General features: G+C 46.4%; 17 protein-coding genes and 2 pseudogenes. 7 read left to right on the top strand and 12 right to left on the bottom strand.

The genetic code is table 11. From position 1 onward, the window contains the following. A pseudogene (locus K7397_RS22160) lies at positions 1-143 on the bottom strand (transposase); the annotation flags it as partial. Positions 144-300: 157 nt separating this feature from the next. On the opposite strand from K7397_RS22160, the gene K7397_RS07670 reads away from it, so the two are divergent. Together K7397_RS07670 and K7397_RS07665 are read left to right on the top strand one after the other, a co-directional pair. Continuing rightward, positions 301-1,419, top strand: a complete 1,119-nt coding sequence (locus tag K7397_RS07670; protein WP_223067357.1) for a hypothetical protein — start codon at positions 301-303, stop codon at positions 1,417-1,419. A gap of 99 nt (positions 1,420-1,518) precedes the next feature. Further along, a complete protein-coding gene (locus K7397_RS07665) occupies positions 1,519-2,352 on the top strand; it encodes a copper amine oxidase N-terminal domain-containing protein (RefSeq protein WP_223067356.1) in 834 nt (277 codons plus the stop codon). Positions 2,353-3,255: 903 nt separating this feature from the next. Here K7397_RS07665 and K7397_RS07660 read toward each other — a convergent pair. After that, positions 3,256-3,873, bottom strand: coding sequence for a hypothetical protein (locus K7397_RS07660; RefSeq protein WP_223067355.1), 618 nt, complete (start codon positions 3,871-3,873; stop codon positions 3,256-3,258). Between the two features lie 16 nt (positions 3,874-3,889). Next, entirely contained in the window at positions 3,890-4,834 is a 945-nt protein-coding gene (locus K7397_RS07655; RefSeq protein WP_223067354.1) for a M43 family zinc metalloprotease, read from the bottom strand. An 83-nt stretch (positions 4,835-4,917) separates the two neighbouring features. Between K7397_RS07655 and K7397_RS07650 the strand changes: the two genes are divergently transcribed. Further along, a complete protein-coding gene (locus K7397_RS07650) occupies positions 4,918-5,589 on the top strand; it encodes a hypothetical protein (RefSeq protein ID WP_223067353.1) in 672 nt (223 codons plus the stop codon). A gap of 64 nt (positions 5,590-5,653) precedes the next feature. Here K7397_RS07650 and K7397_RS07645 read toward each other — a convergent pair whose 3' ends face one another. The 5 genes from K7397_RS07645 to K7397_RS07625 form a co-directional block, all read right to left on the bottom strand. Then, a complete protein-coding gene (locus tag K7397_RS07645) occupies positions 5,654-6,037 on the bottom strand; it encodes a helix-turn-helix domain-containing protein (RefSeq protein ID WP_223067352.1) in 384 nt (127 codons plus the stop codon). Positions 6,038-6,292: 255 nt separating this feature from the next. Beyond that, positions 6,293-7,297 (bottom strand): asparaginase, encoded by a 1,005-nt coding sequence (locus K7397_RS07640; RefSeq protein ID WP_223067351.1) that lies wholly within the window; start codon positions 7,295-7,297, stop codon positions 6,293-6,295. Positions 7,298-7,454: 157 nt separating this feature from the next. Next, entirely contained in the window at positions 7,455-8,501 is a 1,047-nt protein-coding gene (locus K7397_RS07635; RefSeq protein ID WP_223067350.1) for a hypothetical protein, read from the bottom strand. 184 nt (positions 8,502-8,685) lie between these two features. Continuing rightward, a complete protein-coding gene (locus tag K7397_RS07630; RefSeq protein ID WP_223067349.1) occupies positions 8,686-9,345 on the bottom strand; it encodes a response regulator in 660 nt (219 codons plus the stop codon). Between the two features lie 20 nt (positions 9,346-9,365). Continuing rightward, positions 9,366-10,811 (bottom strand): sensor histidine kinase, encoded by a 1,446-nt coding sequence (locus K7397_RS07625; protein ID WP_223067348.1) that lies wholly within the window; start codon positions 10,809-10,811, stop codon positions 9,366-9,368. A gap of 187 nt (positions 10,812-10,998) precedes the next feature. Here K7397_RS07625 and K7397_RS07620 point away from each other — a divergent pair, with 187 nt between their 5' ends. Beyond that, complete coding sequence (locus tag K7397_RS07620; RefSeq protein ID WP_223067347.1) at positions 10,999-13,383, top strand: YcdB/YcdC domain-containing protein; 2,385 nt, start codon at positions 10,999-11,001, stop codon at positions 13,381-13,383. A gap of 127 nt (positions 13,384-13,510) precedes the next feature. Next, positions 13,511-14,023 (top strand): GNAT family N-acetyltransferase, encoded by a 513-nt coding sequence (locus K7397_RS07615; protein ID WP_223067346.1) that lies wholly within the window; start codon positions 13,511-13,513, stop codon positions 14,021-14,023. A gap of 102 nt (positions 14,024-14,125) precedes the next feature. On the opposite strand, the gene K7397_RS07610 is transcribed toward K7397_RS07615, so the two are convergent. From K7397_RS07610 to hxlA, 3 genes are all read right to left on the bottom strand, one after another. Continuing rightward, a complete protein-coding gene (locus K7397_RS07610) occupies positions 14,126-14,761 on the bottom strand; it encodes a response regulator (RefSeq protein ID WP_237690751.1) in 636 nt (211 codons plus the stop codon). A gap of 255 nt (positions 14,762-15,016) precedes the next feature. Then, positions 15,017-15,565 carry a 6-phospho-3-hexuloisomerase gene (gene hxlB, locus K7397_RS07605; RefSeq protein WP_223067345.1) on the bottom strand — a complete coding sequence of 183 codons (549 nt, stop codon included), beginning with the start codon at positions 15,563-15,565 and terminating at the stop codon, positions 15,017-15,019. 12 nt (positions 15,566-15,577) lie between these two features. Continuing rightward, positions 15,578-16,210, bottom strand: a complete 633-nt coding sequence (gene hxlA / locus K7397_RS07600) for a 3-hexulose-6-phosphate synthase (RefSeq protein WP_223067344.1) — start codon at positions 16,208-16,210, stop codon at positions 15,578-15,580. Positions 16,211-16,494: 284 nt separating this feature from the next. On the opposite strand from hxlA, the gene K7397_RS07595 reads away from it, so the two are divergent. Both K7397_RS07595 and K7397_RS07590 read left to right on the top strand, forming a co-directional pair. Beyond that, positions 16,495-16,896 carry a winged helix-turn-helix transcriptional regulator gene (locus K7397_RS07595; protein ID WP_223067343.1) on the top strand — a complete coding sequence of 134 codons (402 nt, stop codon included), beginning with the start codon at positions 16,495-16,497 and terminating at the stop codon, positions 16,894-16,896. 279 nt (positions 16,897-17,175) lie between these two features. Continuing rightward, a complete protein-coding gene (locus tag K7397_RS07590; RefSeq protein WP_223067342.1) occupies positions 17,176-17,988 on the top strand; it encodes an alpha/beta hydrolase in 813 nt (270 codons plus the stop codon). A gap of 98 nt (positions 17,989-18,086) precedes the next feature. Here K7397_RS07590 and K7397_RS07585 read toward each other — a convergent pair. Continuing rightward, positions 18,087-18,415 (bottom strand): annotated as a pseudogene (locus tag K7397_RS07585) (MazG nucleotide pyrophosphohydrolase domain-containing protein). Positions 18,416-18,425: the final 10 nt, after the last annotated feature.

Raw genomic sequence — 18,425 nt, 5'->3', positions numbered from 1 at the left:
TCGGCACCTCGGGGTGAATTGTTTCTCAATTCCTTGGCATAAGGTCTTAAGTCAAGAGCGCTGAAGAAGATAGGCAATCGCTCTTTGGATTCAAGTTTTTGCAGTTCATCAAAGGAAAATAGGCTTTCTTGTAGAATATACAAGGTGACTTCCTCCATTCTGGGGTTTTTGGTTTGGTCACCGAAAAACTTCGCCAAATTGGGGTGAAGTCCCTTTTTTATGCCTGAAAATCCTTGTGGCTCAAGGGCTTATATTACTGCAAAATGCTCAAATTAATAACGCTAAAGGAGAATGAAGACAATGCAAAAAAAATTATGTTTTTTCCTCCTCATATTAGTATTATTAGTACCTGCAACTTTAGTAAATGCAAAAAACCAGTCACAATTAAATGAGGATGTGGGTTACATTGATAGCAGATTACCTGAAAAAGATAAAGAGATACTTAAAGAAGTTATGAAAAATCTGGATAAAGAGGATAGAGAAAATGTACTCTTTATTGATGAAGATGGTTATTTTACAATGAATAAATTAGATAAGCTTAATGAATATAAAGAGAAGTATAAAGAATTAATTGGTCCAGATGGAAAATTAAAAAGAGATCCTAACTATAAAGAGAAAACAGTAAATCTTGGTGAGGCAGTAGAGCCTAATGTTAGTATTTTAAGTTATACTAATCCTACAACTTCTTGTCCATCTGCGAATTCGGGACCATTTAGAAAAATTGCCTCAGCAAAAGGCTATTCCAGAATTACCACTAACTTGTATTTACCTATAAAAGGTACGGATATATCAATGACCCCTAAAACAGTAAATACCCCAAATGGACCTCAAAGTACTTATGACACCGCATACATGTATGTTGGAGCTTATAATGTCGGCACTGATGGTAATACATACACTGTAGATGCAGGACTAATGTTTAATTATGGAGATAGCATAGATCCCGTTTATCCGACAGAAGAAACATGGGCAATGACATCTTTAGGTATGTCTAGTGTGATTTCAGGTTCTCCTGCAAATTTCAAAATGGGCACCTCCGCCTTTATGAAATTTTATATTCCTACAAGTAATCAAGCTGCTTTGTATGTTACAGGTACAGCAAAAAATGGAACACCATTAAGTCAAACAATAGTTTGGAATGTTTCGTCAATTAAAAATTTCTCTACTTACGGTACCAATATGCAAGTTAAAAGAATTACCGCTATCGGCCAAAAATATGAGGATTTAACTACAGGAAGCTATCTATATAATGCTCAATGGAGCGACGTAAAAGTAGGAACAGCATCAGGTACTGAGCAATTACAAAATGCAGCTAGTACAGCAACCAGTTGTGGTTACCAAACATACAATGTTCTTGTAGATTTTACTGATTTCTCAAGAGAAACAGTTAAAGTTAAAACAGGGACACTAACTCCGTAAATGAAATTTAATGTTGCACTTAGATATATTTTCTTCTAAGTGTAACATCTTTTCTTTCTAAGCGTCTAAATATTAAGCACAAGATAAGGAGTTGAAGTAATGATACGGAAGTTCTTGGCCTTCATTGTCATAAGTTTGTTTTGCTTAGTTGCTGTACCAGTGTCTTCAGCCGCAGAATTAAAAGAAAATGGCTTGCTGTTGAAATTGAATGGGGCGTATCTTATTTTTTCTAAAGGGACAATGCCATATATTGATTCTAACTTCAGAACGTTAATTCCTCTGCGGATCGTTAGTGACTCCTTAAATGGAACGATAAATTGGGATAACGCTAACAAAATCGTATCTTTGAATTCATCCGTACTTTCATTTAAAGCTAAAGTCAATGAGAACAAAGTGGAGCTAAATGGGAAAATAGTCTCAACGGATACCTCGATTGTAACAAAGAACGGTACTGTCATGGTTCCGGCTAAATGGATCGCAGAAGGGTTGAATATTCAATTAAGTTGGGATCCAAAAAATAAAGTTGTGTCTATGAATCATCCGGATTTTTTTGCAAAAGGCCCGTTAGAGAGAATGAGCAATGAACAAAATGCAGATCAAACCTTTGATCCGCAAATTATTCCGAAAAAGATCTATTATGAAGAAAAGAAAGGAGAATCGGTTTTTTTAAAAGTCAGAATATACAATGCTTCGAATAAAACCTATTCACAATTGCAAGATCACTTATTAGTCATCATTGATAAGAATAATTTTATTGAAGAAGGGTTAAAAGGGGAAACATTTACGGACAGATCTGACCTAGCATTAATTGAAAAAATAGAACCGGGCAAATCTTATGATTATTTTTTACCTGTTACTAATTTAAATAGTAAACAATTACAAGTCGGTTATCCGGAATATGCGTTTATTCGCTATTATGATAAGAAAAATTAAAGAAAGACGTAATTTTCAAAAAGAAAAGGACAACAAACTTTTGACAGCTTGTTTGGTCAAAAATTCATGACTCTTGGTATCCCAAGGGTTTGCGACATACAAGGAACCGGTGCCCAGTATAATGTTAAATTGGCAACGGGTTATCATTTATATTGATGATTAACAAAAGAATGCCTAGGGTTGGAGGGTAAATTGCAGCCTTTCTGAATATAGGGCCAAGATTTTCGACTGATTATTCAAAAGAATGGCCAGCAGAGCTGGCACGATGCCTAGTTCGCGGCGAATTTTTTACTACCTATGAAACTCTTCATTCCCAGCGTGTACGGAAAAAGCCATTGGAAGAAGAGCTTACATCCTATGAGGATTGTGAGAAAGGTGTCGACCTCCTGCTCAATTAGGGATAGCCGGTAATATAAGGACCCCTTGAGGGGTGGCAAAAGAGGGAAAGGCATTGAACTAAGTGAAAGCCAGTGTCTTTAGACACGAGCCGGTATCTGAGACTTATAGTCTAACATCAGAACCACCCGTCTAACGGGTGGTTCTGATGTTAGACGTTCCTGAGGCAAGCATCTTCTATCCGGTGAAAGTCCGGTCACGGAATGAAGGCCACGAAAGCAGTTTGGAACTTGGAACGGTAGCGAACAAGGGAACGGTATGATGTGAAAGTGGATGCATTTAACTGGGGAGACTCTTCCTTACACGGAAAGTTTTTTTGGTGGTGGAATACTATTCAAAAGGCTTTTTAGCTTAATTTTAGAGATTATTATTTGCTTTTACTCCTAATCAAGCCAAAGAAGTATAAAAAAGCCTCCTTTAAATTCATTGGAATTTGCAGGGGGCAATGCATTTTCTAAGAAAGCACTTATTCATCTTAGGAGCTATTTCATTAATTATTGAATTGTACTAATTGTTTTTAAACAACTCCAATACTTGCTCTTTTAGTCTTTTGTAATGTTTAATTTCAGATTGCGATCCAAAGTATTCAGTTTCATCGTTATTTCCATCCATTGAATTAATTTTTATAGTGCTGTTTGTGTTATATTGGCCCTGGTACATACCGACAATGCGATACGCACCCTCATCTGTGTTTCCAAGGAAGAGAATAAATTTATCGAATTTGTTCATCAATTTATACCCCTCAATGGTATATATTTCGTTATTATCCTCGTACGCTGGCTCAATTACAGAAATAATTTTGTCATAAACCACTCCTTTATGAACTTTTTGTATTTCAAACTCAGAAGTACTTGCACGTACAATAATTTCACCGTTTTCGTCAGTATAAAATTTAGGGACTCTATTTCCTGTGAACATTCCCGTTACAATTAAATCTGCCTTATATGTTAGTTCGGTAACAGTACTGAGAACAGGATAGTCTGCGTGTGCGGAATGGATTTTTTTACTTCCCATTGCTTTGGCATGATGATTCTCTGAATTTGTAATGAAGAAAATTACATATGCAATACAGGCGAAAAAGAAGAGCGGTATTAAGCCATATTTACTTACATATTTGAAAGACATAATTTTTCCTCCCTTTCTACCATCTATATTGTAAGTTGCTAATATCTGTTGATGATGGAGATGTTATTGTTAATTTACCAACCTTCATAATGGAATTAACATCAATATTATCCTGATGCTTAAGTGAAAGCACATGCCCTAATTCATGAGTTACTGTTTTCTGCTTATTGTCGGTTGAGAATCCCCAAGAATTCATGACAGCATTATTAAATACTACTGTAGCATAACTCCAAGTTGTAGTATCAACCGAGCTTATAGGGGAACCTGAAGAACTGTAGGGTTGCGTAAGAGCAAAATAATCTAATCCTGTAGAATTGTTGGCAGAAATTTGTACCTGTGCGGTAGATGATGTGGAAGGGGTAAAACCTATATTTGCATTCGTAATAATATCTAGAATGTTAAGACCGTTATTCACAAAGCTCGTATACCCATAAGTAGATACTGAAGATGATTGGTAAACCGATAAATTACTTACAGAAGAGAATGAATTTGGATAAAAAGCTGCAGAGTTAACTAATGGAGAGGAGGTTCCATTATACTCGATTTTATCAATAACAAAGCCAGTACTAACGTTTCCATCATTCGTTGTAATCAAATTGACATAAGCAGAACCAGTTATCCAAGGTGTCCATACATCTGTAACATAACCGCTTTGACTTAAGTAAATTGTCCCTGCTTCTTGTGTTGTAGTGTTATAAGAAGATGAGACAGAAACACGATCATTAGTTGCAGTTGCAATTCTTAAAAAGTGAAGTCTATAGCTTGTAATTGTGGAAGATGTGGTGACTGCTCGATCATAAATTCCTTTATAACCGTCTAAATAAGTGTCTGGATAATTTGATGAACGGAGATCTACTTCTTGAACGGTAGAAGCATACACATGTTGAGAAGAATAATAATGAGAGAAAACAACTGCAAAGATTACAAGAGCAATCGACGCGAAACGTACAATATGTTTCATTTTTTTCCTCCTATTGAAATTTTCCCATGGGCATATATAATATAGTATGAATTTACAAATATTACAATGATGGGGTGAATACATTGAGAAAAAAAGTAATTATATCCATTATATTGATTTTTATACTGACTATTTCAACAGCGGCGGCTCAAGGATTTAGCTTACGAGATTTGGAACGTGTAAGAGTGTTGTGGAATGGGAATGAATTGAGTGCATCCTCAAATGATACTGCGGTAGTTCTGAATAACCGTGTGTATGTTCCAGCGTATCTTTTAAGACAAGCTAAATTAACAGTGCAGTTAAACAATAATACTTTGTCTATTATTGATAGCAAAACTAAGTATATAAATAATCTGCATATACTTAACAAGTTTCAAACAGACTATTTCGATTCTTTTGCGGAAACGGATAAAGAAGCTTTAAGGTTACTTGGAAATATTATTCTTAAAGAAAGGGTTGATTCGACAAAAATTGAGCAGTTGATAGCCTCTGCAGAAAATGGCATTAAGGAATTTGATGATACTAGCTTGGCGATTATTGGCGATAGACCGGATAATCTTCTTTCAGAGGCTAGTCTTAGCGCGGAAAGTTATAGAAAAGCTATTAACAGTTTACTGAATTATGGGAAAACCGGGAGTGAAGCAGATTTGGAAGCTTTTTATAAGGATAGAGAAAAGGCTAGCGCGGCTAACAATTTGGCGAAAAGTGTATACAATGACTATTTTAACTTAAGTTTGGAGAAAGCCCTTCATTAGACGAATTGGGGAAGCTACAGTCGATATTATGCTTTTCTAACACCGGGCCAATGCCAAGTTTCTTTCAGTCTGAGCCATCGGATTTTGCCGCAAACATTCTGCGGTAATCCGAAGGAGCGAGGCCTGTACGCTGCTTGAACATTTTACTGAAGTAGACAGGCGTCTGAAATCCGAGTTCAAAGGAAATGTCCGTAATGGAATGTTCCTCGTTCAACAAAAGCTGCTTGGCCCGGTTCAGCCTGAGCTCCGTAATATGCTGGTGCGGAGTGAGACCGAATACGGCTGCGTAATTCCGGAGCAGATGATTCGGGGACATGCAGGCAATCCGGGCAATTTGGGCCAAGAGAAGAGGCTGCTTGTAGAAGGCCAGAATATAGTCCCAGGCGAGGCTGATTCGCTTGTAGATTTCTTCCCGAACCAAAGGGCGTACGGTTTTTAGAGCATACATTTCTTGCATCGTTTCATGTTGTATGCCAAGGATCAAGTGCATGATTTTGTAAAATTGTTCATCCAGCCAGAGCGTACCCCCCCCCCGATGGGAGGGGAAAGCACCCTTTAAAGCAGCCAGCCCGGCGGCAAGCTGGGGAGTGAAGCGATACGTTTTTTCGAAAAAATGGACGGGTCTGCCTTCCCGGTAAGGGTCGCTAAGCAGCCCCTCCGGCGATTCAGCCGCCGTCCGGGCGGCGTCCTCGGCCAGAATTCCCTAAAGCATCTCCGGCAGTCCGAATTCATCGGCATAATTGGTAGCCATGATCTTCGCCACTTCGGCGGGATCCAGAGTCTGGCCGAGCGCCCACATCATTTTGGTGACCAGCGCTTCGGTCGTCATGTCGTAGCCGGGGATGACCCCTTTCTCGAGCACCTTCTGGCCCACCTCGTAAATCGTCAGATCCCCGCCCTCATAAGGGCACTGGGTCGTTACCGCGATGCTTATGCCTTCCCGCATCAGCTCTTCGATTTTGTTAATCAGGCTGCGCTCCTTGAAGGGAACGCCGCCCATCCCGAAGCCTTCGATGACAATGCCTTTGTAGCCCAGCGACCGGATGGCATCAAAAATATGCGGATTGGTTCCCGGAATCAGCCTGAGCAGGAACACCTCTGCGCAGTAGTTGTCATTATAGGAATAATGGATCGGGTGCGGCTGCAGTAAATCCTTGTTGTAAATCACCTTGCCGTCTTCGACAGTTCCGATATAGGGATAATTAATGCTTTCAAACGCGTTATAGCTTCGGGTTCTTACTTTGGAGGCCCGGCAGCCGTTAATGATTTTCCCGTTGAAGACAACGAAAACGCCGGGGCGCTCACCGCAGGCGGCGAGGAAGGAATCGATTACGTTCTTTTTGGAATCCGTATGCTCGGCAAGTATGGATACCTGGGACCCGGTAAGAATGACCGGCTTGCCCACGGAACCGAGCATAAAGCTGAGTGCGGATGCCGTATAAGCCATGGTGTCCGTGCCATGCGCAATAACAATGCCGTCGTAACGCTGTATCGAACGGTGCACCAGTTTGGCAATGGAAGCCCAGTCTTCGGGCTGCGTATTGGTGCTGTCCATGCTCATCAAATCAAACGCATCAATGTGACAAATATTTGTAAGCTCCGGAATTTGCTCCAGAATATTCTCCGCGTTTTGCGTAGGCGTAAGCCCATTCTCCTGATAGGAAGAAGAAATGGTCCCGCCGGTATTGATAAATAAAATGTTTTTCATGCTAGCAGATCTCCCATGTGCAACAAAATAAGACGTCCATAGGCGCTAGGGCGGGCGTCTTATTTAGTATTTTACTATGAAACGCCCACGTTATAAATGGGCATTCATGGATAGAGGATGCCAGGGCAGCCGCCCGGTTCAAGGGGAATCTAATAAGTTATTTCCTGCCGCAATGGCCGCATTGGCCGCGCCGGCGGTAATAGTAGGCAATGGCGGCAAGCCCGAGAGCCACGCCCCAGGGGATCCATAGAAGCATAGGGCCTACCGCAGTGTTAATCTGATTGAAAATGATATTGTCTACGTGCAGGTAGCCAAGCTTGACGACGGTGAAAGCGAACGTAAAAACAAAGCCGGCGGCCGTTACCGCAATAGCTACCATAGAGGCCGGAATAACCGCGAGCAGAATAGGTACTCTTTTGCCGCCGATGAACGGGAACCAGGCAGGAAAGACCTCGCCCCATTTCTGGTTCAAGCCAAGCGTAAGCATTCCTCCGATGACGCATATGATTCCAAATACAAGGGCTGTTACTTGAGCCGACGGATTTTCCTGCAAAAATTCGTGAATGATCTTCGGATCAAATGCCCAGACAAACCGAGAAATGGCGTAAGGAAGCGGGGCGGCTGCCGCAATCCAGGTGATCGCACGACTCCATTTAACCAGAACAAACGGCTCGCTGCGCGCTTCCCTCCCGCAATAGACGCAAGCGCCGCGCGCCCATCGTTGATAGCCAAGAACCGCGAAGCCCCACAGCAAAGCGCCCAGAATGCACACGATTTGATTGAACATCAGCCAGTTGAAATCGAATTTCAGCAAAAAAGCGTAGGCCATGACCATAATCAGGCTGATATCAGGCACGAAGATGATCAACCCTGCGGCGAATCCCCACGCATAAGCGAGTATAAGCCAGCGGGGAAGGCTGAACCTGTCAGGGTACCGCATGACCAGGCTAATGTTGGCTCCAAGCATGCAGAGAATAACAAAAACGATCCCTCCGGCCTTTGCCGGAAGATAAGTGACTATGGCGGAAAATAAACCCGCCTGTTCATTATATTTGAAGGGGTATCCTTCTCCGCCAAACAGCCAGTACAGGTGCAGCGCCCCATAGAGCACGGACCACATCAAGGCCGCATATCCGGCCCAGGAGGGCCACCCTTTGATTCCCGCTGCCGGGCTTTTTTCTACATGAGACAATGGAAGACTCACATGCAATCATCCTTTCCGGTTACAATCTCCGTTTCACAGGTTCGATGATAAAACAGAGAAACCGGATTGGAACGCGTCTGCGGATCCGATTATGGACCCTCCGGGGGAACTGTTTGCGCACACTGCCATAGAGTTATAGACGGGCCGGAGGACCGGATGAACAAGCAGCATCGTCGCCGCTTTTTTAGTCCAGGCGCATTAGTCCCTGCTCCCAGGCAAACACGGCGGCCTTGGTCCGGTCAAGCATATGCAGCTTGCTTAAAATATTGCTGACATGGCCTTTCACCGTCTTTTCGCTGATGAACAGCTGCCCGGCTATTTCGGCATTGGACAAGCCGCCGGCGATCAGGCGCAGCACTTCGAGTTCGCGGTCGCTCAGCTCGGCGAATGGATTGGAGTCCGTCTTTTTCGTGCTGCGCACCTCCTGCACCACTCGCGCGGCCACCCGCGGATGCATGATCGATTCGCCGTCTACGGCCCTGCGAACTGTCTCAACTAACTGCCCGGGCTCAATATCTTTGAGAACATAGGAAAGCGCCCCGGCCCGCAGAGCGGGGAAGATATGTTTATCCTCCTCAAAAGAGGTCAGCACAATCACCTGTGAACGGGGACTGACTTGTTTGACGCGCCGCGTGGTCTCCACGCCATCGATCCCCGGCATGACCAGATCCATTAGCACCACATCGGGCACGAGCTCGCCAGCCAGCTTCACAGCTTCTTCCCCCGTTTCGGCTTCGCCGATCACCTGGCAATCGGGCTGCAGCGTGAAGAGGGCGCGCAAGCCATGCCTCACAATCGTATGGTCATCGACAAGCATAATTGTGATGGGGTCATTTTTTGCCAATTCGGATCACTCCTATCCACTTATATTCCGGTTTGTTCACACCGTACCACGATGACAGTGCCTTTACCCTTTTCGCTTCGGATGTCGATATCGCCGTCCAGACCCTGAGCGCGCTCACGCATGGAGGATAAGCCAACGCCTTCCCGGGCTTCCTGACGGGCATCAAATCCGCAGCCATTGTCGCTGATGGAAAGCTGGGCAATCTCCCCGCATTCCAGCTTCACCCGCACAGAGGTTGCCTTGCTATGGCGCGCTGCATTGGACAGCGCCTCCTGGGCGATCCGGAAGAAGGCTTCTTCGATGCTCGAAGATACCCGGTGCTCGCCGCTCACCTCGAAATCCACGGCAATCCCTGTCTGATCCTGCCATGAGCGCAAATAATCGCCGAGCGCATGCGCCAGATCCTTGCTTTCGAGGGCAACGGGGCGCAATTCCTGAATGAGCGAGCTCAGCTCCCGCTGCGTATGGCTGATCAGGCTTTCCGCTTCACTCAAATGCGAGCGGGCGGTTTGCTCGTCTTGACCGATCAGGGATTTGGCCGTATTCACCCAGATCGAAACGGCAAACATCTGCTGCTTGACGCTATCGTGCAGCTCTCTGGCGAGCCGGTTGCGCTCCTCCAGCGTCGCAAGCTCTTGACGTGTCCTGAGCAGGAGTCTGAGCTGTCTGGCCATTTGATTGAGCCTTTGACCCAGCTGCCCCAGCTCGTCCCCCGACGGATCCTGAACGAAAGTAGTGAAATCGCCCTGGCTCCATCGATCCGCCGAGACGAGTATTCTTCGAATCCGCCGGACAAGACTTCGCGACGTGACGATGCCGAAAGCAATCCCGACAATAGCGGCTCCAAGAAAGAAGAGGATCAGGCTCTGGCCTATAAACAGAAAGGCTCTCGGCAAGACACCCCCAAAACTGTAATAGGAAAACCGCACATGCTCCGCTTGAACCACCAGCACCCCACGGATCTTATTTGTTTGGGCGATCGGAGACACGATATATGCGGTCCCTCCGCTTTTGAACGTATAACTTGTGAGTTGACCAATGTCGGAGGGATTCAGCGAAAGCGCTGTCTGTATATTTTGCTGTACTTTGGCCGGGAGCATGGGTCCCCATTCGTTTCTCTCAAACGCCACATCTCCATCGGCTTCAATCAGGCGGCCGTCAGCATCGAGGACTGCGGACAATCCCCGAAATTCCGCTCCAAATTCCGATGGCCAGCTCTTTAACGCTTCCCGCAACTGATCCCGGTTGATGAAGGGACCGGTGAAATTGGAGCTTAAATTATAGGCCACGCTCCCGACCTGGGCAGCCAACATTTTACTTTTATCGTAGTTGACAACAGCAAGGAAAATCAGGGCAGCTATCATTTCAAGAAACAAGAGAACGACAAGTGTCGTGAGGATGTAGAATAAGGTCAATTTCCACTGCAAACGGCGGAATCGCTGAAAAAAACGGACTGAAGCTCTCAAACCTGTTTTCGTTCCTTCCGAAAAAAGAATTTTGTTGCCGGTTGTACTTCATTATATAGCGCTTATTAGCTTTTTCTGGAAATAAATTCCTCTACCCTATCGGTTCGGATGTATTAAACAATAATGGTAAAATAATGAAACTAAGAGTAAAATATAAAGAAATACCGAAAGGAAAGGATGGGACGAATTGATCAAACCAAAGAAACGCGCTTTAAAACGCACCAAGTCCGCTGCATTCTTAAGTTTGGCTGCGCTTACACTCCTTTTGCCGCAGGGATATGCCCTTGCCGATTCTTCTGGTGGGACGGATGTTCCCGCAGTATCTTTAACGGATGAAATGAAGGTGAAGATAGCTTCCGGCGAGATTTCTTCTCCAGATGCAGGTACAGCCGATCCATCCAAAGTCAAATTCACCCAGGAGCAAGCGATTGCCAAGTTGAAAGAGCTGTTTCCGGTATTGCAGAAGGCTAAAGCATCAAGAGTCGAGCTTGGCAATAGCCGTATCTTCCCCCCGCCTGAAAACCAGATGGTCTGGGACATTCAGTGGGAGGTTCAACAGGGCGATACATCATATGGATTCAGCAGCCGGGTGGATGCGATCACGGGAGATCTGATCAGTACATACTTGTCAGCGCCGGTAGAAAATGAAGCCTATTATCCGCCCAAGGTGACAGAGGAACAAGCGCTGCAGAAGGCGAAAGCCTTTATTTCCAAAGCGGTTTCCTCTGTATCCGCCCAGGATCTGGAGCCTGGGCTGAACGGCTGGGATGCGGACGGGCGAACGCTGTTCGGTCCTGTCGTTTATACGTTTAATTTCAATGTGAAGAAAAACGGATTGCCGGCCGATTTTAATCAGATCTATGTTTCCGTCAATGCGAACGGGGAAGTCGTTGGATTTACCGGCCCCTCTGATCATTTCGAGTCCCCGTCTCCCGTGCCGTCTATCTCTCAGGCGGACGCTGAGAAGAAGTACGCCGAAGCGCTTGATGTTGAGCTGGGATACATTCCAATCCTAAAGAACGGAATTCCGACCAGCTTCATTCTGGGATGGCAACCCATTGCCGGCACGCTCTACCCGCTTGACGCCCAGACCGGGAAAGGCATCGACTTTGAAGGAAATGAGGTTACCGTGACTAAGGCAGCTTACTCTGACGTTTCCGTCACTCAGGACGTCTTTCAACCGCGAAGCGCTGCTTCCGAGCTTACTGCGGAAGAAGCGGCCAAGCTTGTAGAACAGGTCGCTGTCATTCCGGAAGGACGAACTTTGACATCGCAGTCGTTAAACCCGGATTACAATAAGCCTGAACGAAAAGCATGGAGATTGACGTGGAGCGACAATACTGCAGGCTATCACCGTGGATTCCCGGCTCAATCAACGGCGGTGATTGCTGCGGACACCGGCCAAATTCTGCAGTTCGCCGTTGATGAGTTCGCCTATAAGGATGAGCAGAAGCCGCTACCGGATGCTTCCGGGACTACAAAAATATCTAAGGAGGCAGCCAAACAGAGAGCGATCGAGCTGGTTAACCGCTTGTATCCAAATGCAAGCAGGGATTTGAAACTTGCCGAGCACGGGGATGAATGGACTGCAATCAAAGACGGGACCCAGTACAGATACCAGTTTTTGCACTATGTGAACGGGATTCCCGTAATAGGCGACTCGGTTTCACTGGCCATAGACGCTAATGGAAAACTGCTGAATTACAGCGTCTCCCGGAATACCGATCAGGCCGAATTGCCCCCATACAAGGAACCGGCCCAGACCAAAGAACAGGCTTTGAAGGCTTACCGGGATCAGTATAAGGTAACGCTGAAATATTCCCGGTTCGGCGGCTTTTACATCGACAGCAACTATGCCAAGCTGCAGGTACGGCTGGTATACAGTCCCGAAACCAAGGATTCAGCCAAGCTTTTTAAAGTGCTGGATGCTTCAACCGGCAAATGGGTGAATACGTTCGAAAATACGGGACGGACGATAGCGGCAGCCGTCCCCGCCGATCTCGCAGGGCATTGGGCGGAGAAGGAGCTTGCTGCGCTTGTAAACTACCATGTGATTACGCCTGATAAAGACGGGAAAGTCAACCCGAATGAGGAGATTACGGCAGGCGACTGGCTCAGAATGATGGTTAGGGCCGTATCTCCGCACTATGAAAACTATGGAATGAGCTACGGCGGAAATGGGCCTGAGCCGATCGCAGGCGTTTCGCCTGACAGCGAGGATTATAAACTTGTAAGCTTTGCCGAACGGCAGGGTTGGATCAACCGGGATGCGAAGCTGCAGCTTGACAGCAAGCTGACCCGGGAGCAGCTGGCCGTTATGTTGACCTCCATTGTGAAGTATAATAAACTGTCTGCTTTTCTGGAGCAGCAAGGGGAGGCAAGCAAATTCAGCGATGCGGCGGCTATCGGGAACAAAGGCGCGGTTACGCTGGTTGTCAAGCTTGGCTTGATGCAGGGGCGGGACGGACATTTCTATCCGAAGCAGACCGTAACGAAAGCGCAGGCCGCTTCCATCATGATGAGACTGGTCAAGCTGCAGGGCAAGACGGATCAGGTGATCGGACAGCAGTAAGGACGTAAACGAGGCATTAGGACTAATTAACATCATAAGAGTAGATGGCTATAAGGAGAAGAGGCCGTCCCATACGTAGCTATTTGGCTATGGCGGGCGGCTTCTTTTTCAATTAGGGGAGAGAGCAATGGATGTTGAAAATAACAATTTACAATCCATTAAGATAAGACCTTTAATCATAAATGATTATGGAATTGTTTTAAATTGGAGCAAGGATGACACTTTTTGTTCGGCAAATGGATGGGATAAACATAGAAGTGCCGCAGAACTATATCAGTGGTGGCTTCATTGTGTAAATAATGCAGCTGAAGATTTTGTTCGAATGGGAATAGAATTTAATGAGAAATTAGTTGGGTACGCAGACTTAGCCTGTATTAAAGGTAATACCGCTGAATTAGGCATTGCAATCGGTGAGAGTTCGTTATGGGGAAAAGGCATTGGAATTAAATCTGCTATATGCATGATGGATTATGCTTCAAAGAAGTTAGGAATTACAATTTTTAACGCAGAAACGCACGAAACGAATACTCGTTCCCAAAAAATGCTTGAGAAAATAGGATTTAAAGAAATTAGTAGAATTGGTAGTGAAGAATACTTAGGAACGGAGAGCCGACTAATACAATATAGACTAATCTTATAGGGAGTTTTATTCCATAATCAACATTTACATTTAACAGACTCCAGCAAAACAAGCGCCGACGGATTAGTCAGCGCTTGTTTCTTAACAATATACTTACAACTTCTAAAGCGGGGCATTTTGGCGCAAGCGATGATGATGGTAATACAAGGCTGCTTTTGTCCGGTCAGGCAAAGCCAGCTTGGATAGAATTTTGCTGACATGCTTTTTGACGGTATAATCGGTAATGCAAAGGCGGGAAGCAATTTCCTTGTTTGAAAGTCCTTCGCTCAGCATCTGCAGTACTTCCTGCTCCTTGGGCGTCAAAGGGCTGTCGTTCTTCTGCATGCCTTCCAGCAGCCTGGCTTCCAGCAGGTCGTAGTCATAGTATTTGCGGCCCCGGCCGATCATATGAATCGCAAACAGCAGCTCATCGGGGAACGCTTCCTTCGGTACGATGCCTTCAATTCCCAGTGTTAGCGCCTGCTGCAGCTCTGGAGGATTCATGCTCGACGTGAGAAAGATGAACCGGCAGCCCGCACCGGCCTGCTTCAGCTTGTGGATCACATCCAGACCGCTTAGCTGGTTAATCCGGTTGTTCATAATACAAATGTCCGGCTTGTGGTTCTCAATAAGTCCCAGCGCTTCCGTTCTGTCAGCGGCTTCTCCGCACACCTCAATGTCGGGCTCCCCCTCCAGAATCGAGGTGATTCCTCTGCGCACCAGCTGATAAGGATCGACCACCATAACCTTTATGGGCATAATGCGCATGAAAGCTCCTTTCCTCGTAAACTCCATCGTCCTTATTATTCTCCAAAAGTCCTATGAAAAAAGAACTAGATAAAGTATACCTAGGCTTCCGATTTGCATCAATGACAGAAATTGTCGAATTATGTAGAATTAACGACCATTCCGGCGGGGTTCTTTGAAAAAAACAAACGACCAGCAGCCCATTCATACGAAAAAAGATCCCTGACGTGCAGAGCACAAAATCAGGGATCTTGAAAGCAATTCGGGTTACTCCAGATTAGCATGATTTCCGTACATCAGGCCGGAATTTAGTCCTTTGGCTTCCATAAGCCGCAATATCACGGCGTCATAGAAGACAAGAAGGGTCTGTTCGAACAAAGAGGCCATGGGCTGCATAGTGTGGTAACTGCCGCTCGCTTTGTCCTTAGGCGAACCTGGCAGTTTGATAGCCGTGCTGGCCAATGTCCCGATGGTGGACTCCGGATGGATCGTCACGGCGACGACGGAAGCTCCTGCGCCATTGGCTTTCTCGGCCATGGAAGCAAGACTTTTGGTTTCTCCCGAGCCGGAACCGATAATGAGCACATCCCCGGCCCCGATGCCGGGTGTAATCGTCTCGCCGACGACAAATGACGGAATCCCCGTGTGCATCAGCCGCATCGCAAAAGCCCGTCCCATCAGACCTGAACGTCCTGCCCCCGCTACGAATACCTGCCTGGATTCCATAATGACCCGGGCCAGCCGGCTTATTTCTTCTTCCGAAATCAGACGGATCGAATGCTCCAGTTCCTTCACGATCTCTGCGGCAAAATTCATATGCACCCGCACCTAAGCTTGCTTAACGATTTTTTGAATTTCAGCGGCAGCCGCCTTTTTGTCTTCGGCGCCGGTAATGCCGCCGCCAACGATGACCAGATCCGGCCCTGCACTGACAACCTCGGCAATTGTGCTGAGCTTTATGCCGCCTGCGATGGCGGTTTTTGCGTTCTTAACCACGCTCTTGATCGTCTTCAAGTCTTCGAAGGAGTTCAGGCCCGCCGCCTGGTGATCATAACCGGAGTGGACGCAAATGTAGTCAACGCCCAGGGCATCCACTTCCTTGGCTCTGCCGGCCAGATCTTTGACGTTGATCATGTCGACCAGAATTTTGGAGCCGTGTTTTTTGGCTTCCTCGACAGCGCCGCTGATCGTCAGATCGTCGGATACGCCAAGTACGGTAACAATGCTTGCGCCGGCTTCGGAAGCCTTCATGACTTCATAACCGCCGGCATCCATGATTTTAAGGTCAGCCAGTACCGTCAGGGAAGGGAACGCTTCCTTAACCTCTTTAACCGCTCTCAGCCCTTCGTTGATGACCACGGGGGTTCCGATTTCAACGATGTCAATATAGTCTGCAACTTCCGCAACGACTTCCTTTGCTCCCGGAATATCTACAAGATCCAAAGCCAATTGAAGTTCCATATTCAAAACCGCTCCTTTTATTTGTAAAATGATAAAAGCCAACTTCGCGGTACATCACCGCCGCTTTGGGTTATTATATTTCGGGTCTCTTCTTTTTCGGAAGTAGGCACTTTCCGGTGGTGTAGTTACGCAGAGGATACTATTGGCGCGGTTTGCTGCCCGGAAACGGAGTTCCAGAGCTTCTTTCCCTGTTGATGTTACACATTAGTTTCCATTTGGCGGGTACAGAGGTAGAAAGGCAGTAGTACATGATGATATACTGATTTTAAGAGGAGTGTGATGATATGGCGAATCAGGTGAAGGAACGGATTAATCTCAAGGAGATTAATTGCGAGAAAGAGCTAACGCTTGCGGTGATCGGCGGGAAATGGAAGCTCATTATTTTGTGGCATCTCGGCCTGGAGGGAACGAAACGGTTCAGTGAACTGAAGAAGCTGATTCCCCATATTACGCAGAAAATGTTAACCAACCAGCTCCGCGAATTGGAAGAGGATCAGCTGATCAGCCGCAAGGTATATCCGGAGGTTCCGCCCCGGGTGGAGTATTCCATGACGGAATATGGCCAAAGTCTGATGCCGGTGCTTAAATCGATGTATGATTGGGGCAAGAGCTACGGCGAGCAGGTCGTATGGAAGGAAGAAACGAAAGACAAGGACGATTCGCTTCCGGCCGCGTCCGCCAATTGAACATAAAGGAGGCTTCCTGTTACAGAAACTGGCGTGACAAGCGCTGGAAGCCTCTTTGCATTTGTGAAAGTAAGGGCGATGCCGGTTCAATGGAATACGTTGAATTTTTTTGTCGCATGGCCTTTAACCTTCATTCCCGGCTTGTTATAATGACATCGGAAAATAACGGCCAAGGTGCCAGTACAACGTTGAAACCGCATACACGATCTCTTGACCTCTTTTCTTCATTCTGCAATGCAAATCCATTGTAGAAGACTAAAAAAAGAAGGAGCAATCATCATGTGGAATGGAAATGAACGTGCGAAGATCAGACTATGGCCGGAGGACGCTCCCTATGCCCGGGGACAGAGCGAGGAGGATATTCCGTGGCTGGATGCCTTTCCTGTATCTTCGCCAAACCCTGCTCCGGTGATCATCGTTTGTCCGGGCGGCGCTTACGGCGTAAGGTCGGATCATGAGGGCGCGCCCGTAGCGCACTGGTTGAACAAGCTCGGCATCGCTGCCTTTGTGCTGCATTACCGCGTCGCTCCGTACTGCCATCCGGCACCGCTGCTGGACGCCGGTCGGGCGATTCGCTATATTCGCCATTCGGCGGGCAAATGGAATATGGATCCGCGCAGGGTGGGGATTCTCGGCTTTTCGGCCGGAGGGCATCTCGCGGCTGCGGCCGGCACGCATTTTGATTTAGGAGACAGCGCCGCAGCAGATCCTGTAGAACGCGAAAGCAGTCGTCCCGATCTGATGGTGCTGTGCTATTCGGTTATTACGTTGACCGATCCGTATACGGACCAGGGAACGCTTCATAATTTGCTTGGAGACCATCCGGATCCGGAACTTGTGTCCATGCTGTCCAATGAAACTCAAGTGGGACCGGATACGCCGCCAACGTTCTTGTGGCATACGGTCGAAGATAAGGTCGTTCCGTATGAGAATAGTCAGTTGTTCGCTTCGGCTTTGAGAAGAAATCATGTTCCTTTTGCTCTCCATATTTACGAACAAGGGGTGCACGGGCTCGGACTCGCCGCAGAGCACCCGGAAGTACGCACCTGGACCACGCTGTGCGAGGATTGGCTGCGGATTCACGGATTTTGAGTCAAAACCCGTAAAGAAAAGGATGCCGTCCAGGGAAGGATGGCATCCTTATTGAATTGCTGACCATATCCAGGTTGGTGCAGCTTGACTACAAAGGATCAATGATTCCGACTGTTTGCATATCTTTCGGCAAGTTTCTTTTGATGCGAGTGAAAAATATCTTCTAACCGGATCTCGTATTTGTTGGCAATCACGATCAGATTGCCGAGTACATCCCTAGCTCTTCCGTTAGTTCCTGTTTATGCTCCTCAAAGGAACCCCTTGTTTCATCAGGTCTGTCTCTGCCGATTTCAAGAGCCCTTATAGCTCGTGCGACCTCGCCCGTTTCTTCCGCCAAAAAGCCGATTCGAATAAAAATATCCAGATCTGACCAGCCTCTACTCTTATAGTAGTCCTTAACCCATTGCTGAAATTCGGTAACATCCATTTCTTTTCCA

This window comes from Paenibacillus caui (genome assembly GCF_019904135.1).
GTDB lineage: Bacteria > Bacillota > Bacilli > Paenibacillales > Paenibacillaceae > Fontibacillus > Fontibacillus caui.
Note: the sequence above shows the minus strand (reverse complement) of the source record. Positions and strands in the feature narration are given on the sequence as shown.

Excerpts from the sequence above, each read along its gene's own strand:
- K7397_RS07670 (WP_223067357.1), top strand. The coding sequence starts at position 301 with ATGCAAAAAAAATTATGTTTTTTCCTCCTCATATTAGTATTATTAGTA.
- K7397_RS07665 (WP_223067356.1), top strand. The coding sequence starts at position 1,519 with ATGATACGGAAGTTCTTGGCCTTCATTGTCATAAGTTTGTTTTGCTTA.
- K7397_RS07660 (WP_223067355.1), bottom strand. The coding sequence starts at position 3,873 with ATGTCTTTCAAATATGTAAGTAAATATGGCTTAATACCGCTCTTCTTT.
- K7397_RS07655 (WP_223067354.1), bottom strand. The coding sequence starts at position 4,834 with ATGAAACATATTGTACGTTTCGCGTCGATTGCTCTTGTAATCTTTGCA.
- K7397_RS07645 (WP_223067352.1), bottom strand. The coding sequence starts at position 6,037 with ATGTATGCTCTAAAAACCGTACGCCCTTTGGTTCGGGAAGAAATCTAC.
- K7397_RS07640 (WP_223067351.1), bottom strand. The coding sequence starts at position 7,297 with ATGAAAAACATTTTATTTATCAATACCGGCGGGACCATTTCTTCTTCC.
- K7397_RS07615 (WP_223067346.1), top strand. The coding sequence starts at position 13,511 with ATGGATGTTGAAAATAACAATTTACAATCCATTAAGATAAGACCTTTA.
- K7397_RS07610 (WP_237690751.1), bottom strand. The coding sequence starts at position 14,761 with ATGCCCATAAAGGTTATGGTGGTCGATCCTTATCAGCTGGTGCGCAGA.
- hxlB (WP_223067345.1), bottom strand. The coding sequence starts at position 15,565 with ATGAATTTTGCCGCAGAGATCGTGAAGGAACTGGAGCATTCGATCCGT.
- hxlA (WP_223067344.1), bottom strand. The coding sequence starts at position 16,210 with ATGGAACTTCAATTGGCTTTGGATCTTGTAGATATTCCGGGAGCAAAG.
- K7397_RS07595 (WP_223067343.1), top strand. The coding sequence starts at position 16,495 with ATGGCGAATCAGGTGAAGGAACGGATTAATCTCAAGGAGATTAATTGC.
- K7397_RS07590 (WP_223067342.1), top strand. The coding sequence starts at position 17,176 with ATGTGGAATGGAAATGAACGTGCGAAGATCAGACTATGGCCGGAGGAC.